The organism is Rhizobium sp. 05N49 (genome assembly GCF_056396805.1).
Genome location: NZ_JBFTME010000012.1, coordinates 21626 through 39117, shown reverse-complemented (window position 1 = coordinate 39117; position 17492 = coordinate 21626). Strand labels below are relative to the sequence as shown.

Below are 17492 nucleotides of genomic sequence, written 5' to 3'. Positions count from 1 at the left end.
ATGTTCAAGAAAGTCCTGATCGCCAACCGCGGCGAAATCGCCATCCGGGTCATCAAGACACTGCGACGAATGGGTATTGCGTCCGTCGCCGTCTATTCCGATGCCGACCGTTTCGCCAAGCCCGCCCTGATGGCCGACGAGGCTGTGCGCCTCGGGCCTGCGCCAGCCAGCGAAAGCTATCTCAATATCGATGCCGTGATCGCCGCCTGCAAGGCCACAGGAGCAGAGGCGGTTCATCCCGGCTACGGCTTCCTGTCGGAAAACATCGGTTTTGCCGAGCGCCTTGCCGCCGAAGGCATCGCCTTCATTGGCCCCCGTCCCGAACACCTCTCGGCCTTCGGCCTGAAACATACGGCGCGCGAACTTGCCGAGGTGAGCGGCGTGCCGCTGCTGCCCGGCACCGGCTTGCTTTCAAACGCCGATGAAGCGCTCGCCGCAGCCGAAACGATCGGCTATCCCGTCATGCTGAAAAGCACGGCTGGCGGCGGTGGTATCGGCATGCAGCTTTGTGCCGATGCCGAAAGCCTGAAGGCGTCGTTCGAAAGCGTGCAGCGCACTGCGCGGGCGAGCTTTGGCGATGCGCGCGTCTATATCGAGCGTTTCGTGGCCGAAGCCCGCCATGTCGAAGTTCAGATCTTCGGCGACGGAAAAGGCAAGGTTATCGCGCTCGGCGAGCGCGACTGCTCGCTGCAGCGGCGGAACCAGAAGGTGGTCGAGGAGACCCCTGCCCCCGGTCTCTCGGCCGTCACGCGTGCGCGCCTGCACAAGGCGGCCGTCGATCTCGGTTCGGCGGTCTCCTACGAGTCCGCCGGTACCGTCGAATTCATCTACGATCCCATTCGCGAGGAGTTCTACTTCCTCGAGGTCAACACTCGTCTGCAAGTGGAACATCCTGTCACCGAAGCCGTGTTCGGCCTCGATCTCGTCGAATGGATGATCCGCCAGGCTGCGGGCGAAGCTGTGCTCTCGGGCGCGGAGGCTCTGCAGCAGAAGGGAGTGGCGATCGAAGTGCGCGTCTATGCCGAGATGCCGCATGCTGATTTCCGCCCGAGCGCTGGCCTGCTGACCGAAGTCGCCTTTCCCAAAGATGTGCGTATCGACGGCTGGATCGAGACCGGCACGGAAGTAACACCCTTCTACGACCCGATGCTCGCCAAGGTGATCGTCTCGGCCGAAAATCGACCGGCGGCGATCGAAAAGCTCAAGTCGGCCCTTGCCGAAACATCGATATCAGGCATCGAGACCAATCTCGATTATCTGCGCGCCATTGCCGGCTCCGAGTTGCTTGCCGGCGGCAAGGTGGCAACGACAGCGCTGCGCGACTTTTCCTTCGTGCCTGATGTGATTGAGGTCATCGCACCCGGCGCCCAATCGAGCATCCAGGAATTGCCCGGCCGACTTGGCCTCTGGCATGTTGGCGTGCCGCCGAGCGGGCCGATGGACGAGCGCTCGTTCCGGCATGCCAACCGTCTCGTCGGCAACAGCGATGCGGTCGCAGCATTGGAACTGACGGTCTCAGGTCCGGTCCTGAAATTCCATACCGACACCGTGATCGCCCTTGCCGGCGCCAGGATGCCAATGAGCGTCGATGGTGAGAAACTGCCGCATGACGAGGCCGTTACCGTCCGCGCCGGCCGGACCCTCGTAATCGGCAGCATCGATGGACCTGGGCAGCGCGCTTACCTCGCCGTAGCAGGCGGTTTCGCCGCCCCGGTCGTGCTTGGCTCGCGGGCCACGTTCGGGCTCGGCCAGTTCGGCGGCAACGCCACCGGCACGCTGAAGACGGGCCATGTTTTGCATCTTGCCCGCCAGACGGCCGCCAAAGCGTCGACACCGGCAACCGAAGCGGCAAAACTGACGCGCGAATGGGATGTCGGTGTCGTCTACGGTCCGCATGGTGCGCCCGACTTCTTCGAGGACGGTGATATCGAGACGCTGTTTTCGACAAGCTACGAGGTGCATTTCAACAGCGCCCGCACCGGCGTACGCCTGATCGGTCCTGCACCGAAATGGGCGCGCAGCGATGGTGGCGAAGCCGGCCTTCATCCGTCCAACCTGCATGACAACGCCTATGCGATCGGCGCGATCGATTTTACCGGCGACATGCCGATCATCCTCGGGCCGGACGGGCCGAGCCTCGGCGGCTTCGTTTGCCCGGCGGTGATCGCTCGCGACGAACAGTGGAAGATGGGCCAGTTCAAGCCGGGTGATCGCATCCGCTTCCATCCAGTTGCACGGCCGGACGATCCGATTGCCGGACCGGTCGTGCACCGTGCGAAGGAAGAGATGGGCTCGCCCGTTATTGGCAAGCGTGAAGACGGACCAGTCTCTGTCGTCTATCGCCGTCAGGGTGATGACAACCTGCTGGTCGAATATGGGCCGATGTCGCTCGATATCGCGCTGCGACTCAGGGTGCATCTTTTGATGCAAGCCGTGTCGCAAGTGCGTCTGCCCGGCATTATCGATCTCACGCCCGGCATCCGCTCACTGCAGATCCACTATGACGGTACATCGCTGACCCGCAAACGCCTGCTCGGCCTGCTGGCCGAGATCGAAGCGAGCCTGCCGGCGGCGCAGGACGTCAAGGTACCAAGCCGCATCGTGCATCTGCCGCTCTCCTGGAATGATCCGGATGCGGAACTTGCCATGCGCAAATATCAGGAACTCGTGCGGCCGAATGCGCCCTGGTGCCCGTCCAATATCGAGTTCATCCGCCGCATCAATGGGCTGGCGGACGAACAGGCGGTGCGCGATGTCGTTTTCGATGCAAGCTATCTCGTGCTCGGCCTCGGTGACGTCTATCTCGGCGCGCCGGTCGCCACTCCGGTCGATCCCCGCCATCGGCTAGTGACGACGAAATACAATCCCGCCCGCACCTGGACGCCCGAAAATGCCGTTGGTATCGGCGGGGCCTATATGTGCATCTACGGCATGGAAGGCCCCGGCGGTTACCAACTCTTCGGCCGCACCATCCAGGTCTGGAACACCTGGCGGCAGACGCCGGTCTTTGCCAAGGACAAGCCGTGGCTGCTCGATTTCTTCGATCAGATCCGCTTCTTCCCGGTCAACCATCAGGAGTTGGCCGAAGCCCGCAGCGCCTTCCCGCATGGCGGATATCCCGTCCGCATCGAGGAGACGGAATTCTCCTACGCCGCCTATGAGCGGGAATTGCAGGCGAATGCATCCTCGATCGGAGCCTTCAAGACGCGCCAGCAGGCCGCCTTCGATGCCGAGCGCCAGCGCTGGAAGGAAGCCGGACTCGACAGCTTTGTCACCGACGAAGGCACCGGCGAGAGCCCGGATGGGGACATTCCCGTGGGATGCTTTGGGGTTGCCAGCGCCGTGCCCGGCAATATCTGGAAACTGCTGGTCGAGCCGGGCGCACCGGTCGCAGCCGGAGATACGCTTGCCATCATCGAATCCATGAAAATGGAAATCAACGTCACCGCACATGCGCCAGGCCGCGTCCGCGACCTGCGTGCAAGCCCCGGACGAAACGTCAAAGCGGGTGATATCATTGTTGTTCTAGAGGAGTGCTGATCCATGCTGCCGACCATTCTTGATCTGACAAGCCTTCGCGCAGCCTATGAGGCCGGCCACAGCCCGCTCGAGATCATCGAGACGGTCATTGCCCGGCGGGCCGCCTCTAAGGATCCGGCAATCTTCATCACATCGACGCCTGATGAGGCGTTGCGGTCCGAAGCTCGAGCCCTGATGGAGCGTGCGCCGCAGCCGAACAGCCTGCCGCTTTGGGGCATTCCCTTCGCCGTCAAGGACAATATCGACGTGGCGGGACTGCCAACGACAGCCGCCTGCCCGGCCTTCACCTATCATCCCGAGAAGGATGCAACTGTCGTTGCTAGATTGCGGGCAGCCGGCGCGATCGTGATCGGAAAGACCAATCTCGACCAGTTTGCGACCGGTCTCAACGGCACGCGCTCACCCTATGGCGCGCCGCGTTCGGTCTTTGACGCCGACTATATTTCGGGCGGCTCGAGCTCCGGTTCGGCGGTGACGGTGGCCTCCGGCCTCGCCACCTTCGCGCTCGGCACGGATACGGCCGGTTCCGGCCGCGTGCCGGCCGCTTTCAACAATCTCGTCGGCATCAAGCCGACGCCGGGCCTGCTGCCGAATACGGGCGCGGTGCCCGCCTGCAAGAGCGTCGATTGCATCACGATCTTCGCGCCGACCGTTGGTGACGGGGTCGCGATCCGCAAGATCGCTGAGGGCTTTGATGCTGCCGATGCCTTTTCGCGGCGTGCCAAGCCCGCCACCCTGCCGGGCACGGGCCTGCGCGTCGGCGTTCTCGCAGGTGCGGAACGCGAGTTCTTCGGCGATACCGATGTTGAGGCGCTTTACGATCAGGCGATCGAGCGTCTGAAGGCACTCGGCGCTACTATCGTTCCGTTCGACTATGTTCCGTTCCGCGAGGCAGCTGCGCTTCTGTATGACGGCCCCTGGGTTGCCGAGCGTCTGGCAGCTGTCGAGGACTTTCTGGCCAGCAATGCCGCCGATTTCGATCCGACGGTTCGCAAGATCATCGAAGGTGCGAAAGGCAAGACAGCAGTTGAGGCTTTCAACGGCCGATACAAGCTCGAAGAGCTCAGGCGCAAGACGGAAGCCGAATGGGCAAAAGCGGATATCCTGTTGCTGCCGACGGCCCCGACGACCTTCAAGGTTGCCGACATGCAGGCCGATCCGATCGTTCTCAACGGCCGACTGGGTCGCTATACGAATTTCGTCAACCTGCTCGATTGCGCGGCCATCGCCGTCCCTGCTGGCTTCGGCAGCAATGGTCTGCCTGGTGGCGTGACGCTGATTGCGCCGGCTTTCACCGATGATGCGCTGGCCCCGCTTGCCGACGCACTACATCGTGCTGCTGCTGCCGGCATGGGGATTGATCGCGGTGCGGCCGTCCCCGAGCCGAGCCGTGTCGCCTTGCCGTCAGACAATACCATCGCCATCGCGGTGGTCGGTGCGCATTTGACGGGCATGCCGCTCAATCACGAGCTGACAACATTGGGCGGCACGTTGGTAAAGGCCTGCCGCACCACAGGCGACTATCGCCTTTTCGTGCTGCCGAATACCGTGCCCCAAAAGCCTGGCCTCATTCGCGAACCGGGCTATGACGGGCGTGGCCTGGAGGTTGAGGTCTGGGCGCTGCCGCCTGATGGATTCGGCCGTTTTGTCGCCAAGATCCCAGCACCCCTCGGCATCGGCAAGGTCACGCTGGAGGACGGATCGAGCGTATCGTGCTTCCTCTGCGAATCCCATGCGGTGATGAATGCGGAAGAGATCACTGCACTCGGCGGTTGGCGCGGCTATATGCGCCGCACATCTGCCGCCTGATCCGGTGGGCGCGGCAATGAGATTCATACTTCGATTGCTGATGAACGGACTGGTTGCGCGGACGAACGCAATACAGGGACGACCGATACAAACCGCCAGCCGCAACGATGATGGACCCCGCGCCGGCGGCCAACAACGTTAGTCTGGGTCCCAAGACACGCAGTCGGCGCGAGAGATGGCGCCTACTCTCCATTCCCTGCAATGCGACGGCCGGCGGCGCACGCGAGCCGATCGGCCTGACGATGGCGTTCGCGGAAACGCCCGTCTGTTTGCATCAATCCGGCCCAACCGGGCTGATCAGTCCGGCCAGGCGTAAATCGCTGCTGGGCGAGCGACGCCCTTGAGCGCAAACGTGCCCGCTTTCTCGAAGCGACCCGGCGCCTGAACGACGAAATCGGCGGATGCCAGCAGGCTATAGCCGATCTCGTCGGCCAGCTTCTCCATGCGTGCCGTCTCGTTGACCGCTCTGCCAATGGCAGTGAAGTCAAGCCGACGGACCGCGCCGACATTCCCGTAGAACACTTCGCCGACGTGAAGGACGATATCGACGAGAAGCTCCGGCTCTCCCGCGTCTGCTCGCCTGCGATTGACATCAGCATTGGCGCCCATGGCTGCTCGCGCCGCCGACAGAGCGCGGCCGCATGCCTCGGCCGGGTTGTCGATATCGGCAGGGAATATGGCAAGCAGACTGTCGCCCATGAACTTCAGTATCTCACCGCCCTCCTGCTCGACCGGAGCGCCGATCGCCTGGAAGTGCTCATTGAGCCAGGCAACGATGCGTTCGGGTTGATGCTTTTCATTGAGCGAAGTGAAGTTCTTGAGATCGGCAAACAGGATTGCGGCATAGATCGCGGTCCCGTCGCCGCGCCTGATATGACCGTTGAGGATACGCCCGCTGGTCCGTGCGCCCGTATAAACAGCCAGAACATCGCTCGCAATCCGTGTGGTCGCGATGCGGCAGCACGCGAGTGACAACGCCGGCACCAATCTATCCAGATCTGCGATCAACCTGTCCGAAAAGCCGTCGGGGTCATCAACGGCGATCGAGAAACTGACGCCCGCCAATGCCGTATCGCCAGGGAATGAAACGAGCTTCATCAGATAATCGGTGGCTCCGAGTTCAGCCAACTCTGTCAGCAACGGAATCGGCGGAGCATCCAATCCCGGCGGCAATCGCCATCGGGCATATTGCAGATTGTTTTCCAAGAGGTAGAAGATGGGAGAGCGCCGGAACAATTCCTGCCCCGCTTCATCATGCCCTTGAACTTCCGTCGAGAAGCCGGAAGAACGATACCAGGCGACCGAAAATCCCCGCTGCAGAGGATCGATCGACGGCATCGCTATAGACGCACGCAGGATCGGATATCCGAGATCCGTCAGTCGTTCTACGACGCCCTGCAAAATGGTCTCGATGGAGTCCGCCGAGAGTCCTTCGGCAATGATCCAGTCGATCAGGTCTTGCAAACGCGGCATAGTCACGGTCCCTCTGGCCTCCAGATTTGATGGAGGTCTGTCGTTCTACCGCAATTTCGTCCGCGGTCCATCGCGGCAGCAGATAAGCTCCGTTGCAAAAATCTTCAACGCTCGCATTAGTCGATGGAACAAAATCGGCGCTGCTGCGTATCCTCTCACTGGGACGCACAAAAACCTGTTATCGCTCTAACAAGAAGCACAACCCCACTTCGAGGAAGGAAAGGAATGTGTCTATGACCGCACGGATTGCTGAAGTTGTGCCGCATGACGATCACGTGGTTACGGCCAAAGAGGCCCTTGAGGGACTATATCTTAGGCTTGAAATGGAGGCGGAGGTTCGGCTCGTTGCCGCGGCATTGCGCGCGGGTTGGACGGCGGACGAAGCGCTTGACGCGATCGACCAGCTTCGAGCCGACGATACGAAGCACTGAGCGCTCCCGGCGCCGCCAATTTGCAGACCGTGGCAGCGATGAAAGCTGGCAGCCGCGGCCTAGAGGCGTTATCAGACGGCGACCAGATGTCCCGGCGATACCTCGCGATAGTCGAGCGGTTTGATACTGTAATCGATTGGGCGGATCGGGCTCTTGATCTCGTCATTGGCGACGGCCCGCTTCTCGCGGCGGCGATCAGGGTCGGGAACGGGTACCGCCGCCATCAGCTTTTTTGTATAGGCATGCTGCGGGTTGCCGAAAACGGCAGCCCGTGGGCCGATTTCGACGATTTCGCCGAGATACATGACGGCCACGCGATGACTGACACGTTCGACGACGGCCATGTCATGAGAAATAAACAGGAATGCAAGGTTGAGGCTCTGCTGCAGGTCCAGCATCAGATTGATGACCTGCGCTTTGATCGAGACATCCAGCGCCGAAACACTTTCATCCGCCACGATGACCTTCGGCTCTAGTGCGAGTGCACGCGCAATACAGATGCGCTGGCGCTGTCCGCCAGAAAATTCATGCGGGAAGCGTGAGCCCATGTCGGGCGTCAGGCCGACTTTGACGAGGAGGTCTGCGACGCGCTCCCTTGCCTGTTTTGCGGTCCCCATCCTGTGTTCCAGATAAGGCTCGGCAATGGCGTCGCCGACGCGAATGCGCGGATTGAGGCTGGCGAAGGGGTCCTGGAAGATCATCTGCACCGTTTTGCGCATCTCGCGCATGCCCGCCTTATCGAGCGCCAAGACGTCCTTGCCGTCGGCGATGACGGAACCGCTCTGAGCATCGATCAAACGCATGATCGCACGCCCGGTCGTGGATTTGCCGCAGCCGGACTCGCCGACAAGGGACAGTGTCTCGCCGGCATGAAGGTCGAAGGAGACGTTCTCGACCGCATGGACGCGACCAGTCAACTTGCCGAACATGCCAGAATGAATGTCGAAGCGTTTGGTGAGGTTCTTCACCTCGAGCACCGGGCGCGCAGCCGCGGCGACCGTATCAGCGGTCTCGACCGGAATGTCTGATTCTCCCGTTGCCGTATTGACGACGGGAAAGCGAAGCGGCCGCTCGTAACCCTGCATGGAACCGAGTACCGGCACAGCCGACAGAAGCGCTCTGGTATAGGGATGTTTGCCGCGATGGAAGATATCGGCGGTCGCTCCCGTCTCCACCTGTTCGCCGCGATACATGACGACGGTCCGGTCGGCGATCTCGGCCACGACACCCATGTCATGCGTGATAAAGAGAACCGAGGTCCCCTCTTCCTCCTGCAGCATCTTGATCAGATCGAGGATCTGGCCCTGGATCGTAACGTCGAGCGCCGTCGTCGGCTCGTCGGCGATCAAAAGCTTCGGCCGTGAGGCAAGCGCCATGGCGATCATGACGCGCTGGCGCATGCCGCCGGAGAAGCGATGGGGATATTCGTCGAAGCGCGATGCTGCCGAAGGAATACGCACCTTTTCGAGCAGGCGAACGGTTTCCGCACGCGCTTCGGTCTTCGACATCGACCGGTGGCAGAGCAAGGCCTCGGAAATCTGGTCGCCGATCGTGAAGAGCGGATTGAGGCTCGTCATCGGCTCCTGGAAGATCATCGCAACGTCATTGCCGCGGACCTTGCGCATCTGGTCCTCGGGCAGGGCGAGAAGATCACGCCCGCCAAGCATGATCTTGCCTTCAATGCGGCTCGAATCCGCCTGCAGAAGGCGCATGATCGACAGCGAGGTCACGCTCTTGCCGGAGCCGCTCTCGCCGACAATGGCAACCGTTTCGCCCGGAGCGACATCGAAGGAGGCATTGCGAACGACGGGCTTCCAGGCGCCATCGACCAGAAACGATGTCGTCAGATTCTGGACGGAGAGAACGGGCTCTGCCGTTACGATGGATTGTGCCTGAATGCCTGTCATGATCGCTTCCTCAGAATTCGCGCCTTTGGTCTCGTATCAATCCGGCCACTTCAGAACGCCTTCAAAGCGGCGCTTGCTGCGGTTTTCGATGGGCGTTGCGATGATCTCGTTGGAGGCACGTGCCTTGTCGAGTTCCTCGGCCAGACGGCTGGCAACCATCTTCTCCTGGCCCGGATGCAGATTGCACGGATCAAGATAGAAGTAGCGGTGCTCGACTTCGTGGTCGCGCACGATGATCGGCGGAGAACCACGGCCGAGCGCATCGGCGAGGTCCCAGGCGGTGATATGGGCCTCATCGGTATCGATGATAACGCGCATGCGATCGAGCGGGTTGTTGGTCGGATCCGGCTCGATCAATGCAATTACGCCGGGGCGGCCATCGAGTGTCTGTTTCCAGAGGTTGAGATAGCTCGTTTCACGCTCACGGATGCCGGCATGGTCACGCTTATCCCAGGCCTCAAGTGCTGCCATGACGCCGAAGATGCTTTCCTTGCCGACCTTCATGCCACGGCCGATGCCCATATTCTGCAGGAAGGCGTTGCGCACCAGTTCCTTCTTGCCGGCAACGATGCCCGAGGTCGGACCGCCCAGGAACTTGTGACCGGAATAGAGCGCCACATCGGCCCCCTGTTCCAGGAAAATGCGCAGGTCATATTCCGAGGCTGCGTCGACGATGACGGGAACGCTCTTTGCGTGGGCGATCTCGACGAATTCCTTGAGGTTCAGCAGACCATAATCCACGACATGGTGCGAAACCACATAGACGGCTGCCGCGGTCTTTTCTGTAATCGCATGCTCCATGTGGAAGCGGTGCGTAGAGGTTGCCTGACCAACCAGCACGACCTTGCCGCCGGCAAGGCGGATCGCCTGATCGACCGGCGCGCCATAGCTGACGACGTGGCCCATCTGGACGAGAACTTCGTTCTTCTCCGGAACGACATCCGGCAGCTTCTCGATGGCGAGAAGATTATTGCCGGTAATCGCGCCCGCGACAGCAAGCGATATGCCGGCCGAGCAGGAGGCGGTGACGAAACCCGCTTCGCCGCCGGTCAGCCGCGCAATGATCGCACTTGCCTTGCGCTGCAGATCGTTGATCTCGACGAACTGCGGCAGGATCGACGACATGGCGGCAATCGCCTCGGGGACGACGATCGAAGCGCCGAGGCTGGTCATCGTGCCGGAAACGTTGATGACTGGCCGAAGGCCGATCGATGTGCGGATGTCCTCAGACATGGATGTCTCCAATTTCAAACTGTTAGGCCCGAGCAATCATGCTCAGCCTCGTTAATCCCTGAGCGCAACGATAGCCTCGATTTCGACGGTGATATTTCCCGGCAGCGATCCGAACCCGACGGCCGAGCGCGCATGCTGCCCGATCTCCTCACCGAAGACATCGATCAAAAGATCCGAGCAGCCGTTGATGACGGCGGGATGGTCGACGAAGTGTGGCACGGCATTGACCATGCCGAGCAGCTTGACGACACGCTTGACGCGGCCGAGATCGCCCAGCGCCTCATGCATGACGGAAAGTAGATTGATGCCAGTGAGCCTTGCATGCGTGTAGGCGGCTTCGATGCCGACCTCGGCGCCGACCTTGCCTGCATGCATGAAGCCGTCGGCCTCACGCGGCCCCTGCCCCGACAGGTAGAGCATGTTGCCCTCCTGCACGTGGGTGACGAAATTGGCGATCGGCGGCGGTGAAGCCGGAAGTTTTATGCCGAGCGCGGCAAGCCGCTCATAAGGCGACGTGCCGATAGTGCCGGCGGTGGCGGAAGACTGGTTCACGCGAACTCCTGTCATGCGATTTTCTTTTATGCTTCGGTCTTACCGGTAGGAATAACCGTGGCTATGGCGCACCAGCTTGCGGGCGCGCGGCACATAACGGCTGGAGGTATAGGCCTCGTTGCCGATGACTGCATGCCGCGGCTCGAAGAGCTTCTTGAGGACCGACACGTCGCCATTGGAATCGGTGGCTTCGAGATCGGAATCGACGAGATCGAAAACGGTGAACTCGGCCTGAGCGCCAACCGAAAGGCGGTTGTCCATCGACAGCTTGATGACCGATGCCGGTGCATGGGTCACCGCATTGATCACCTTGTCAAAGGGCATGCCGACCGAGAGTAGCTTCGACATCGTCGTTGCCAGATCCCACACCGGGAAGTTCATCGAATGACCGTGCAGGTCGGTCGAGATCGAATACGGCAGGAGACCGCGGGCAATCGCTGCCTCCGCCACCTTGAAGGAGAAGGAAGCGCCGCCATGGCCAATGTCGAGGCGGATGCCTTCGGATGCGCAGCGTTCGGCAAGATTGAAGAGATCCTCGTCCTCCATGATGCTGGAGCCTGCCTTGCCGTTGAAGCAGTGGGTGACGACATCGCCAGGCCCAAGAATTTCCAGCACTTCGTCATAGAGCGCCGGCGGCTCGCCGACATGCACCATCATCGGCACCTTGAGGATTTTCGCGATCTTCTTGCCGAGCTTGACGGGCGTGACACCCCAGGAGCCGGTGATCACATGGCTGGCGCGCACCTTGATGCCGACGATGTGCTCACTGTTTTCGGCATAACATTCGAGGATGCGATCAAGGTCGATATCTCTGATGTCGCGCAGTTCCGCGACACGGTTACATGCGACCAGTCCGATGGAGCCGAGATTGAGGAAAGCCTTGATGCGTTCCTTCGACGGCTCGATGATATATTCACGGAACCCGTGGAAGTTGGCCTCACCGGCGGAACCGGCATCGACCAATGTCGTCACGCCCCGTTCGACGCCGCATTCGGACGGACGGATCGAGATATCGGTACCACCGTGCCAGATATGGACATGCAGGTCGACCCAGCCTGGCGAGACGAAGGCACCATTGCCGTCAACGCGTGTTACGTCATCGGCCACGGCCAGGGACGGGCCGAGCCTGGCGATCTTGCCATCCGCATCGACCAGAATGTCTATCGCCCCTTCAGGCGTACCAGCACCAAAGCCAACGGGCTTCACGTTGGTGAGAAGGAGCGGCTTGCCCGCTGTTCCACCGGTCATTTAGAGGTCCTTTCGAAGTTTGGGATCGAGCATGTCGCGCAGACCGTCACCGACCATCTGGAGCGAAAGCACGGAGAGAATGATGGCGACGCCGGGAAACAGCGTCATCCAGTCGRCCTGCCCGATATATTGCCGGCCGGCGGCAATCATCGTGCCCCAGGTCGGAATTTCCGGGCTGACCCCGAGGCCAAGGAAAGACAGGCCAGCTTCGGCGAGCATGGCGCTCGCAAAGAGGAAAGTCGACTGCACCATGATCGGCGAGAGCAAGTTCCTCAGCACATGGCGCGTCATGATATGGAAAGTCGAAATACCGAGCGCCTGCGCCGCCTCGACATAGGGCAATTCGCGGATGACGAGGGTCGAGGCGCGGACGATGCGGGCAAGGCGCGGCGCATAGACAATCGACAGCGCGATGATGACGGTCGTCAGCGACGGGCCGAGAGCCGCGACAAGCGCAATCGCCAGCAGGATATCCGGGAAGGCCATCATCGCATCGATCAGGCGGGCGATCGGCGTGTCGAGGTTCTTGAAAAAGCCGGCAAGCAGCCCGAGCGTCACCCCGATCACCGCCGAAAGTGCGACGACCGCGACACCCACGAGCAGCGACAGGCGGCCGGCAAAAATGGTGCGCGACAGCACATCCCGGCCGAATTCGTCAGTCCCGAAGAAGTATGTGCCGCTCGGGGGTTTCAACCGGTTGACGATCGAAAGCTTGGACGGCGAATAGGGCGTCACCCATGGCGCCAGGATCGCCAGCAACACGAAAACCGCGAGGATGAGCAGGCCGAAGGCGACCGTTTTGCGCTTCAGAAGGCGGCGGATGAATTTACGGCCTTCGCTTTCGGCCGGTTTGATCGCGATATCCGTCATCAGTAGCGCACCCTCGGATCGACGAGCAGATAGAGCATGTCGATCGCAAAATTGATCAGGACGTAGAGGGCCGCAATCACCAGAAGCGCACCTTGAATGACCGGATAGTCCCGGCGCAGGACGGCTGACACGACGAGATTGCCGACACCCGGGAGACCGAAGACGGTCTCGGTCACCACCGCGCCTGAGATCAGCACCGCGGCGGTGAGACCGAGAACTGTAAGGATCGGGATCAACGCATTCTTCAGGGCATGCTTGAGGATGACCCGGCGTTCGATCAGGCCCTTGGCACGGGCGGTGCGGATGTAATCGTCGCCGAGCACATCGAGCATCGAGGCGCGCGTGAAGCGCAGGATGAGCGCCGAGGAGACGATGCCGAGCGCAAAGGCTGGCAGCGTCAGGTGATACATGCGATCGAGGAATGTCGAGCCAGGCCCGCCATATCCGGAGACGGGAAACAGACCGAAACGCACGGCAAAAATCTGCATGAGGATGAGACCGAGCCAGAAGCTCGGAATGCTGGCGGCAAACATCGCAAGCGTCGTTGCCGCCTGATCGATGAAGGAGCCACGGCGATAGGCGGCATAGATGCCGATCGGCAGCGCGATGATGCCGGCGATAACAAGCGAGAAGATCGTCAAGAAGAAGGTCGGTTCAGCGCGATCGAGCAGCGCTGACGTCACCGGCATATTGAGGAAGATCGACTGCCCAAGATCACCCTTCAGCAACTGGCCGATATAATAGAGATATTGCACGCCGATCGACCGATCCAGACCAAGGTTGGCCCTGAGATCTGCGATATCCTGCGAGGTCGCATCGGGGCCGAGCATGACGGCGGCTGGATCACCGGGCGTGACGCGCACGATGACGAAGACGATCGTGACGACGAGGAACATCACGACGATCATGCCAAGCAGGCGCTGAAAAATGTAACGTATCATGAGGTCTGCCTCGGTGCCGGGCGGGCCGATGGAAAAAGGATACCGGCGCGAGTGCACCGGTATCCCGCGATGGAGAGCGTTACTTCTTGACCGATGCGTTCCAGAAGTACGGCCACGGAGCCGGGTCGACGCCTTCGAGCTTGGTCGATTTTGCTGATACGGCGTTGAAATCGCCGATCTTCATGTAGGGCACTTCGTCGTACATGGCCTTCTGAACATTGGCCCAAAGTGCCACGCGCTTCTGCGGGTCGACTTCGGAGGTGAAGGCATCGACGACGGTCTTGCGGGCCGGCGTGTCCCACCAGCCAGGCGAGCTCGGAGACAACGAACCGATCAGCGCCGGCTCCGGCAGGAAGGGGCTGTGAGTGATGTAGATATCCCAGAGCTTCGGATCGGTACGGCGCTGCGTCAGCGTCGCCCAGTCGACAACCTGCAGGTCGACGGCGAAACCGGCAGCCTTCAGATATTCGGCAGCGACCTGCGCCATCTTGTAATGGAATTCATACTGGCGGCTGGTCAGAATACGGATCGGCTCGCCATTGTAGCCGGCCGTTTTTGCTGCCGCGGCGGCACCTTCAGAATCGGCGACATTATAATTGCCCTCGACACCGGCATCCGTATTCCAGCTGTAAGGCTTCGGATAGATATCGCCGTCGAGCGTGTAAAAATCCGTGCTGCCGAAAGCGGCGGCAAGCATGTCTTCCATGCTGAGCGCCTGGCGGATCGCCTTGCGGACCTCAACGTTCTTGGCAAGCCCTTCCTTCGTGTTGAAGACGAAGACCGGATAGCCGAAAGGCTTCAGGATGACCGGCTGCGAAGCGCTCGACGCCTTCAATTTATCGAAGGATTCGACCGGGATCGAGTCGACGTAATCGTACTGGCCGGAAACGGCGGCCTCGACGCGGGTGTTGGCATCAGGAACCGGCACGAAGCGGATTTCATCGAGATACTGGTGGCGGGCGCCGCCATAACCGTCGCTCTCGCCATCCCGTGACTTATAGCCATCGAAACGGACGAGCTGGATATATTGGTCTGCCTTGCGCTCCTTCAGCATATAGGGACCGGTGCCGATGAATTCCTTCATCGGTTCATCCTGCTTTTCGGCGGGAATGATGATGGCTGCGGAGTTGTTGAAGGCGAGCAGCGAAGTCAGCGGCGCATAGGGCTGTTTCAGCGCGATCTTGACGGTCGCCGGATCCACCGCAGTAATGGAGTCGATGAAGCTCGCAACCTGCTTCCCGCGCGAGGCGATTTTCATCCAGCGGCCTAGCGAGGCAACGACGTCTTCCGAGGTCATGTCGGAGTTATCGTGAAACTTGATGCCGGTGCGCAGCTTGATCGTATAGGTCTTACCGTCCGCACTGATTTCCGGCAGGCTTTCAGCCAGAAGCGGCGTAACATTCCACTTCTTGTCGAAAGTGTAGAGCGTTTCGAAAATGTGCTGCGTGACGATACCGACGAGGTCGGCGGTCGAGGACATCGGGTCAAGCGTCGGCGGCTCACCGATCGTCGCGACGTTGATCACGCCACCCTTTTCCTGAGCCATCAAAGTTGTTGGCAAAGCGACTAACGCCGTGCCGAGAAGGAATGCGACCAGTGTCTTCATTTCATGCTCCCGTTTTAATGTTCCACAATTATGTTATGTCGATTTTTATAATAGAATAGCGACGCAAGTGGTCCTGTCAATCAGGAAAGTGGCTCCATCGTTGGAAATGAACAGATGCAAGCGACCGCGATCGTTTTCGATTTTCCAATGGTTGCGCGAATGTCTAATCAAATTGTAATTAGTGATTGAAAAAGGAGAGCGGTTTCTCCGATTTGAGAAGTAGGTTGCTCTGCCTGCGCTGGCATGGTCACCGGTTAGTGACGCACAACAAGAGCCCGTCACCAGTTGTCATTCGCCCGATAGGGCTACCTGCCTCCAGTTCTAGCGACGTGGAACATGGATAAGGCTGCGCCGGCTCTCTAGATCGAGGAAAAGGGCCTTAAAGTTTCAATCTAGAATTAAGTCCGATTTGGAAAGCATATCCTCGGTTTCTTTAACTACTTCGCATGAGGTAGACCACATCAGACTAAAGTCCGTGTTCTGCACCGCACAAAAAAGCTAAAACGCGACCGTGTTGCTTTTAGTCGAGGACATTGTAGGTGCGTTGAAAGCGGTCCTCCAAAACGGTCCATTAGATGGAGTTCACTCCGCTAGCGCTCGGACTGCATTTGGAAGCGCGGCAACAAATCGAAGGAGACCTCCCTTATCTGGGGCAGATGAATCGTTGCGGCCTGCGCGACGACGCTTGGCTATGCTTTCCAGCCGGGGGATCTCTGTGCAGATTTACTACCATTATCGACATTATTCAAAGTTCTTAACGCTAAATTCCCAAAATGGACCGGAGTTATTGACGATCTTAGATCGTAGCATTCGCATATAAGCAAAACGAAACATTCGATCCGCAGGAGAAGTCATGAAGAAAGTGCTTGTAGCAGGCGGAGCCGGTTTTCTCGGATCCCATTTGTGCGATAGGCTTTTAAATCGCACCGACATCGAAAAGCTGGTCGTCGTTGACAATCTTTGGACCGGTCTTGAGGCCAATATTTCCCATATTAGGGATCCGCGCTTCCATTTCGTGCGATCGGACGTGGAAGAGCTTCAGACGTCGGACAAATTTGACGAAGTTTACCATCTTGCTTCTCCGGCCTCGCCGCCCTGGTACATGAAGGAACCCAAGAGAACCATTTCGGCAAATCTCATCGGAGCGTACCGTCTTCTGGACCTTCTGAAAARGGGAGGCCGCTTCTGTTTCACCTCTTCCTCGGAAGTTTATGGTGATCCTCTCATCTCGCCGCAGCCGGAATCTTACAAGGGCCAGGTCGATTGCACCGGGCCACGCTCATCCTATGACGAAAGCAAACGCTGCACGGAGTCCCTGCTGTTCGAAATGCAGCGTACGCAAGGGCTGGACGTCAAAATTGTTCGCCCCTTCAACGTCTATGGACCAAGGACGCGGCCGGACGACGGTCGGGCCGTCTCCAACTTTGTAGCCCAGGCTCTCACAGGCCGCCCCATTACGGTATTCGGAGATGGCTTGCAGTCCCGAAGCTGGGGTTATGTCGATGACATCATCGATGGTTTTGCGCGTTACTTCTGGATGAACGAGACGGATTACAGAGGCCCGCTCAATGTCGGCAACGATCGGGAAATCTCCGTCCTCGAAGTAGCCCAATATGTCTCGCGCCTGATGGGCGGGATTCCGATCGTCTTCGAACCTTCGCCGCCGCATGACCCGACAAACAGACGGCCGGATTTGACGAATGCAAACTACGTGATGCCCGAATGGTCGTGCGCGATCAGCTACGAGGAAGGCGTCGCAAAAACTTTGGACTGGTTCAGGCAGGAGATGAAAATTACTGCCGCAGAGGCTGCGGCTGCTCCGTCTGAGACGCGCCGGCTGGCCAAGGCAGGACGTTAACCAGTTCCCCGGCATCTGGCGCAG

The 17492-nt window shown here is 59.9% G+C and carries 12 protein-coding genes; 4 read left to right on the top strand and 8 right to left on the bottom strand.

Annotated elements, in window-relative coordinates; genetic code table 11:
- Together uca and atzF are read left to right on the top strand one after the other, a co-directional pair.
- A complete protein-coding gene (gene uca, locus AC1DF8_RS22790) occupies positions 1–3540 on the top strand; it encodes an urea carboxylase (RefSeq protein ID WP_478155135.1) in 3540 nt (1179 codons plus the stop codon).
- A 3-nt stretch (positions 3541–3543) separates the two neighbouring features.
- Positions 3544–5349 (top strand): allophanate hydrolase, encoded by a 1806-nt coding sequence (gene atzF, locus AC1DF8_RS22785; RefSeq protein WP_478155133.1) that lies wholly within the window; start codon positions 3544–3546, stop codon positions 5347–5349.
- A gap of 297 nt (positions 5350–5646) precedes the next feature.
- Here the strand turns inward: atzF and AC1DF8_RS22780 are convergent, their stop codons facing one another.
- Positions 5647–6822, bottom strand: a complete 1176-nt coding sequence (locus AC1DF8_RS22780; RefSeq protein ID WP_478155131.1) for an adenylate/guanylate cyclase domain-containing protein — start codon at positions 6820–6822, stop codon at positions 5647–5649.
- Positions 6823–7055: 233 nt separating this feature from the next.
- Between AC1DF8_RS22780 and AC1DF8_RS22775 the strand changes: the two genes are divergently transcribed.
- Positions 7056–7253: a hypothetical protein gene (locus AC1DF8_RS22775; RefSeq protein WP_112545346.1), complete on the top strand. Its 198-nt coding sequence runs from the start codon at positions 7056–7058 to the stop codon at positions 7251–7253.
- Positions 7254–7324: 71 nt separating this feature from the next.
- On the opposite strand, the gene AC1DF8_RS22770 is transcribed toward AC1DF8_RS22775, so the two are convergent.
- The 7 genes from AC1DF8_RS22770 to AC1DF8_RS22740 form a co-directional block, all read right to left on the bottom strand.
- On the bottom strand, positions 7325–9160 hold the full coding sequence (locus AC1DF8_RS22770) for an ABC transporter ATP-binding protein (RefSeq protein WP_112545345.1): 1836 nt from the start codon (positions 9158–9160) through the stop codon (positions 7325–7327).
- A gap of 36 nt (positions 9161–9196) precedes the next feature.
- Positions 9197–10393 (bottom strand): aminotransferase class V-fold PLP-dependent enzyme, encoded by a 1197-nt coding sequence (locus AC1DF8_RS22765; protein ID WP_112545344.1) that lies wholly within the window; start codon positions 10391–10393, stop codon positions 9197–9199.
- A 51-nt stretch (positions 10394–10444) separates the two neighbouring features.
- Entirely contained in the window at positions 10445–10960 is a 516-nt protein-coding gene (locus AC1DF8_RS22760; protein ID WP_112545343.1) for a RidA family protein, read from the bottom strand.
- Between the two features lie 24 nt (positions 10961–10984).
- Positions 10985–12193, bottom strand: a complete 1209-nt coding sequence (locus AC1DF8_RS22755; RefSeq protein ID WP_112970326.1) for an amidohydrolase/deacetylase family metallohydrolase — start codon at positions 12191–12193, stop codon at positions 10985–10987.
- Positions 12194–13063 carry an ABC transporter permease gene (locus AC1DF8_RS22750; protein ID WP_478155128.1) on the bottom strand — a complete coding sequence of 290 codons (870 nt, stop codon included), beginning with the start codon at positions 13061–13063 and terminating at the stop codon, positions 12194–12196.
- Complete coding sequence (locus tag AC1DF8_RS22745) at positions 13063–14004, bottom strand: ABC transporter permease (RefSeq protein WP_162710119.1); 942 nt, start codon at positions 14002–14004, stop codon at positions 13063–13065. The genes AC1DF8_RS22750 and AC1DF8_RS22745 overlap by 1 nt, the downstream gene beginning before the upstream one ends.
- 79 nt (positions 14005–14083) lie before the next feature.
- Positions 14084–15610 (bottom strand): ABC transporter substrate-binding protein, encoded by a 1527-nt coding sequence (locus AC1DF8_RS22740; protein WP_478155127.1) that lies wholly within the window; start codon positions 15608–15610, stop codon positions 14084–14086.
- An 853-nt stretch (positions 15611–16463) separates the two neighbouring features.
- On the opposite strand from AC1DF8_RS22740, the gene AC1DF8_RS22735 reads away from it, so the two are divergent.
- Positions 16464–17468: an NAD-dependent epimerase/dehydratase family protein gene (locus AC1DF8_RS22735; RefSeq protein ID WP_478155125.1), complete on the top strand. Its 1005-nt coding sequence runs from the start codon at positions 16464–16466 to the stop codon at positions 17466–17468.
- Positions 17469–17492 lie beyond the last annotated feature (24 nt).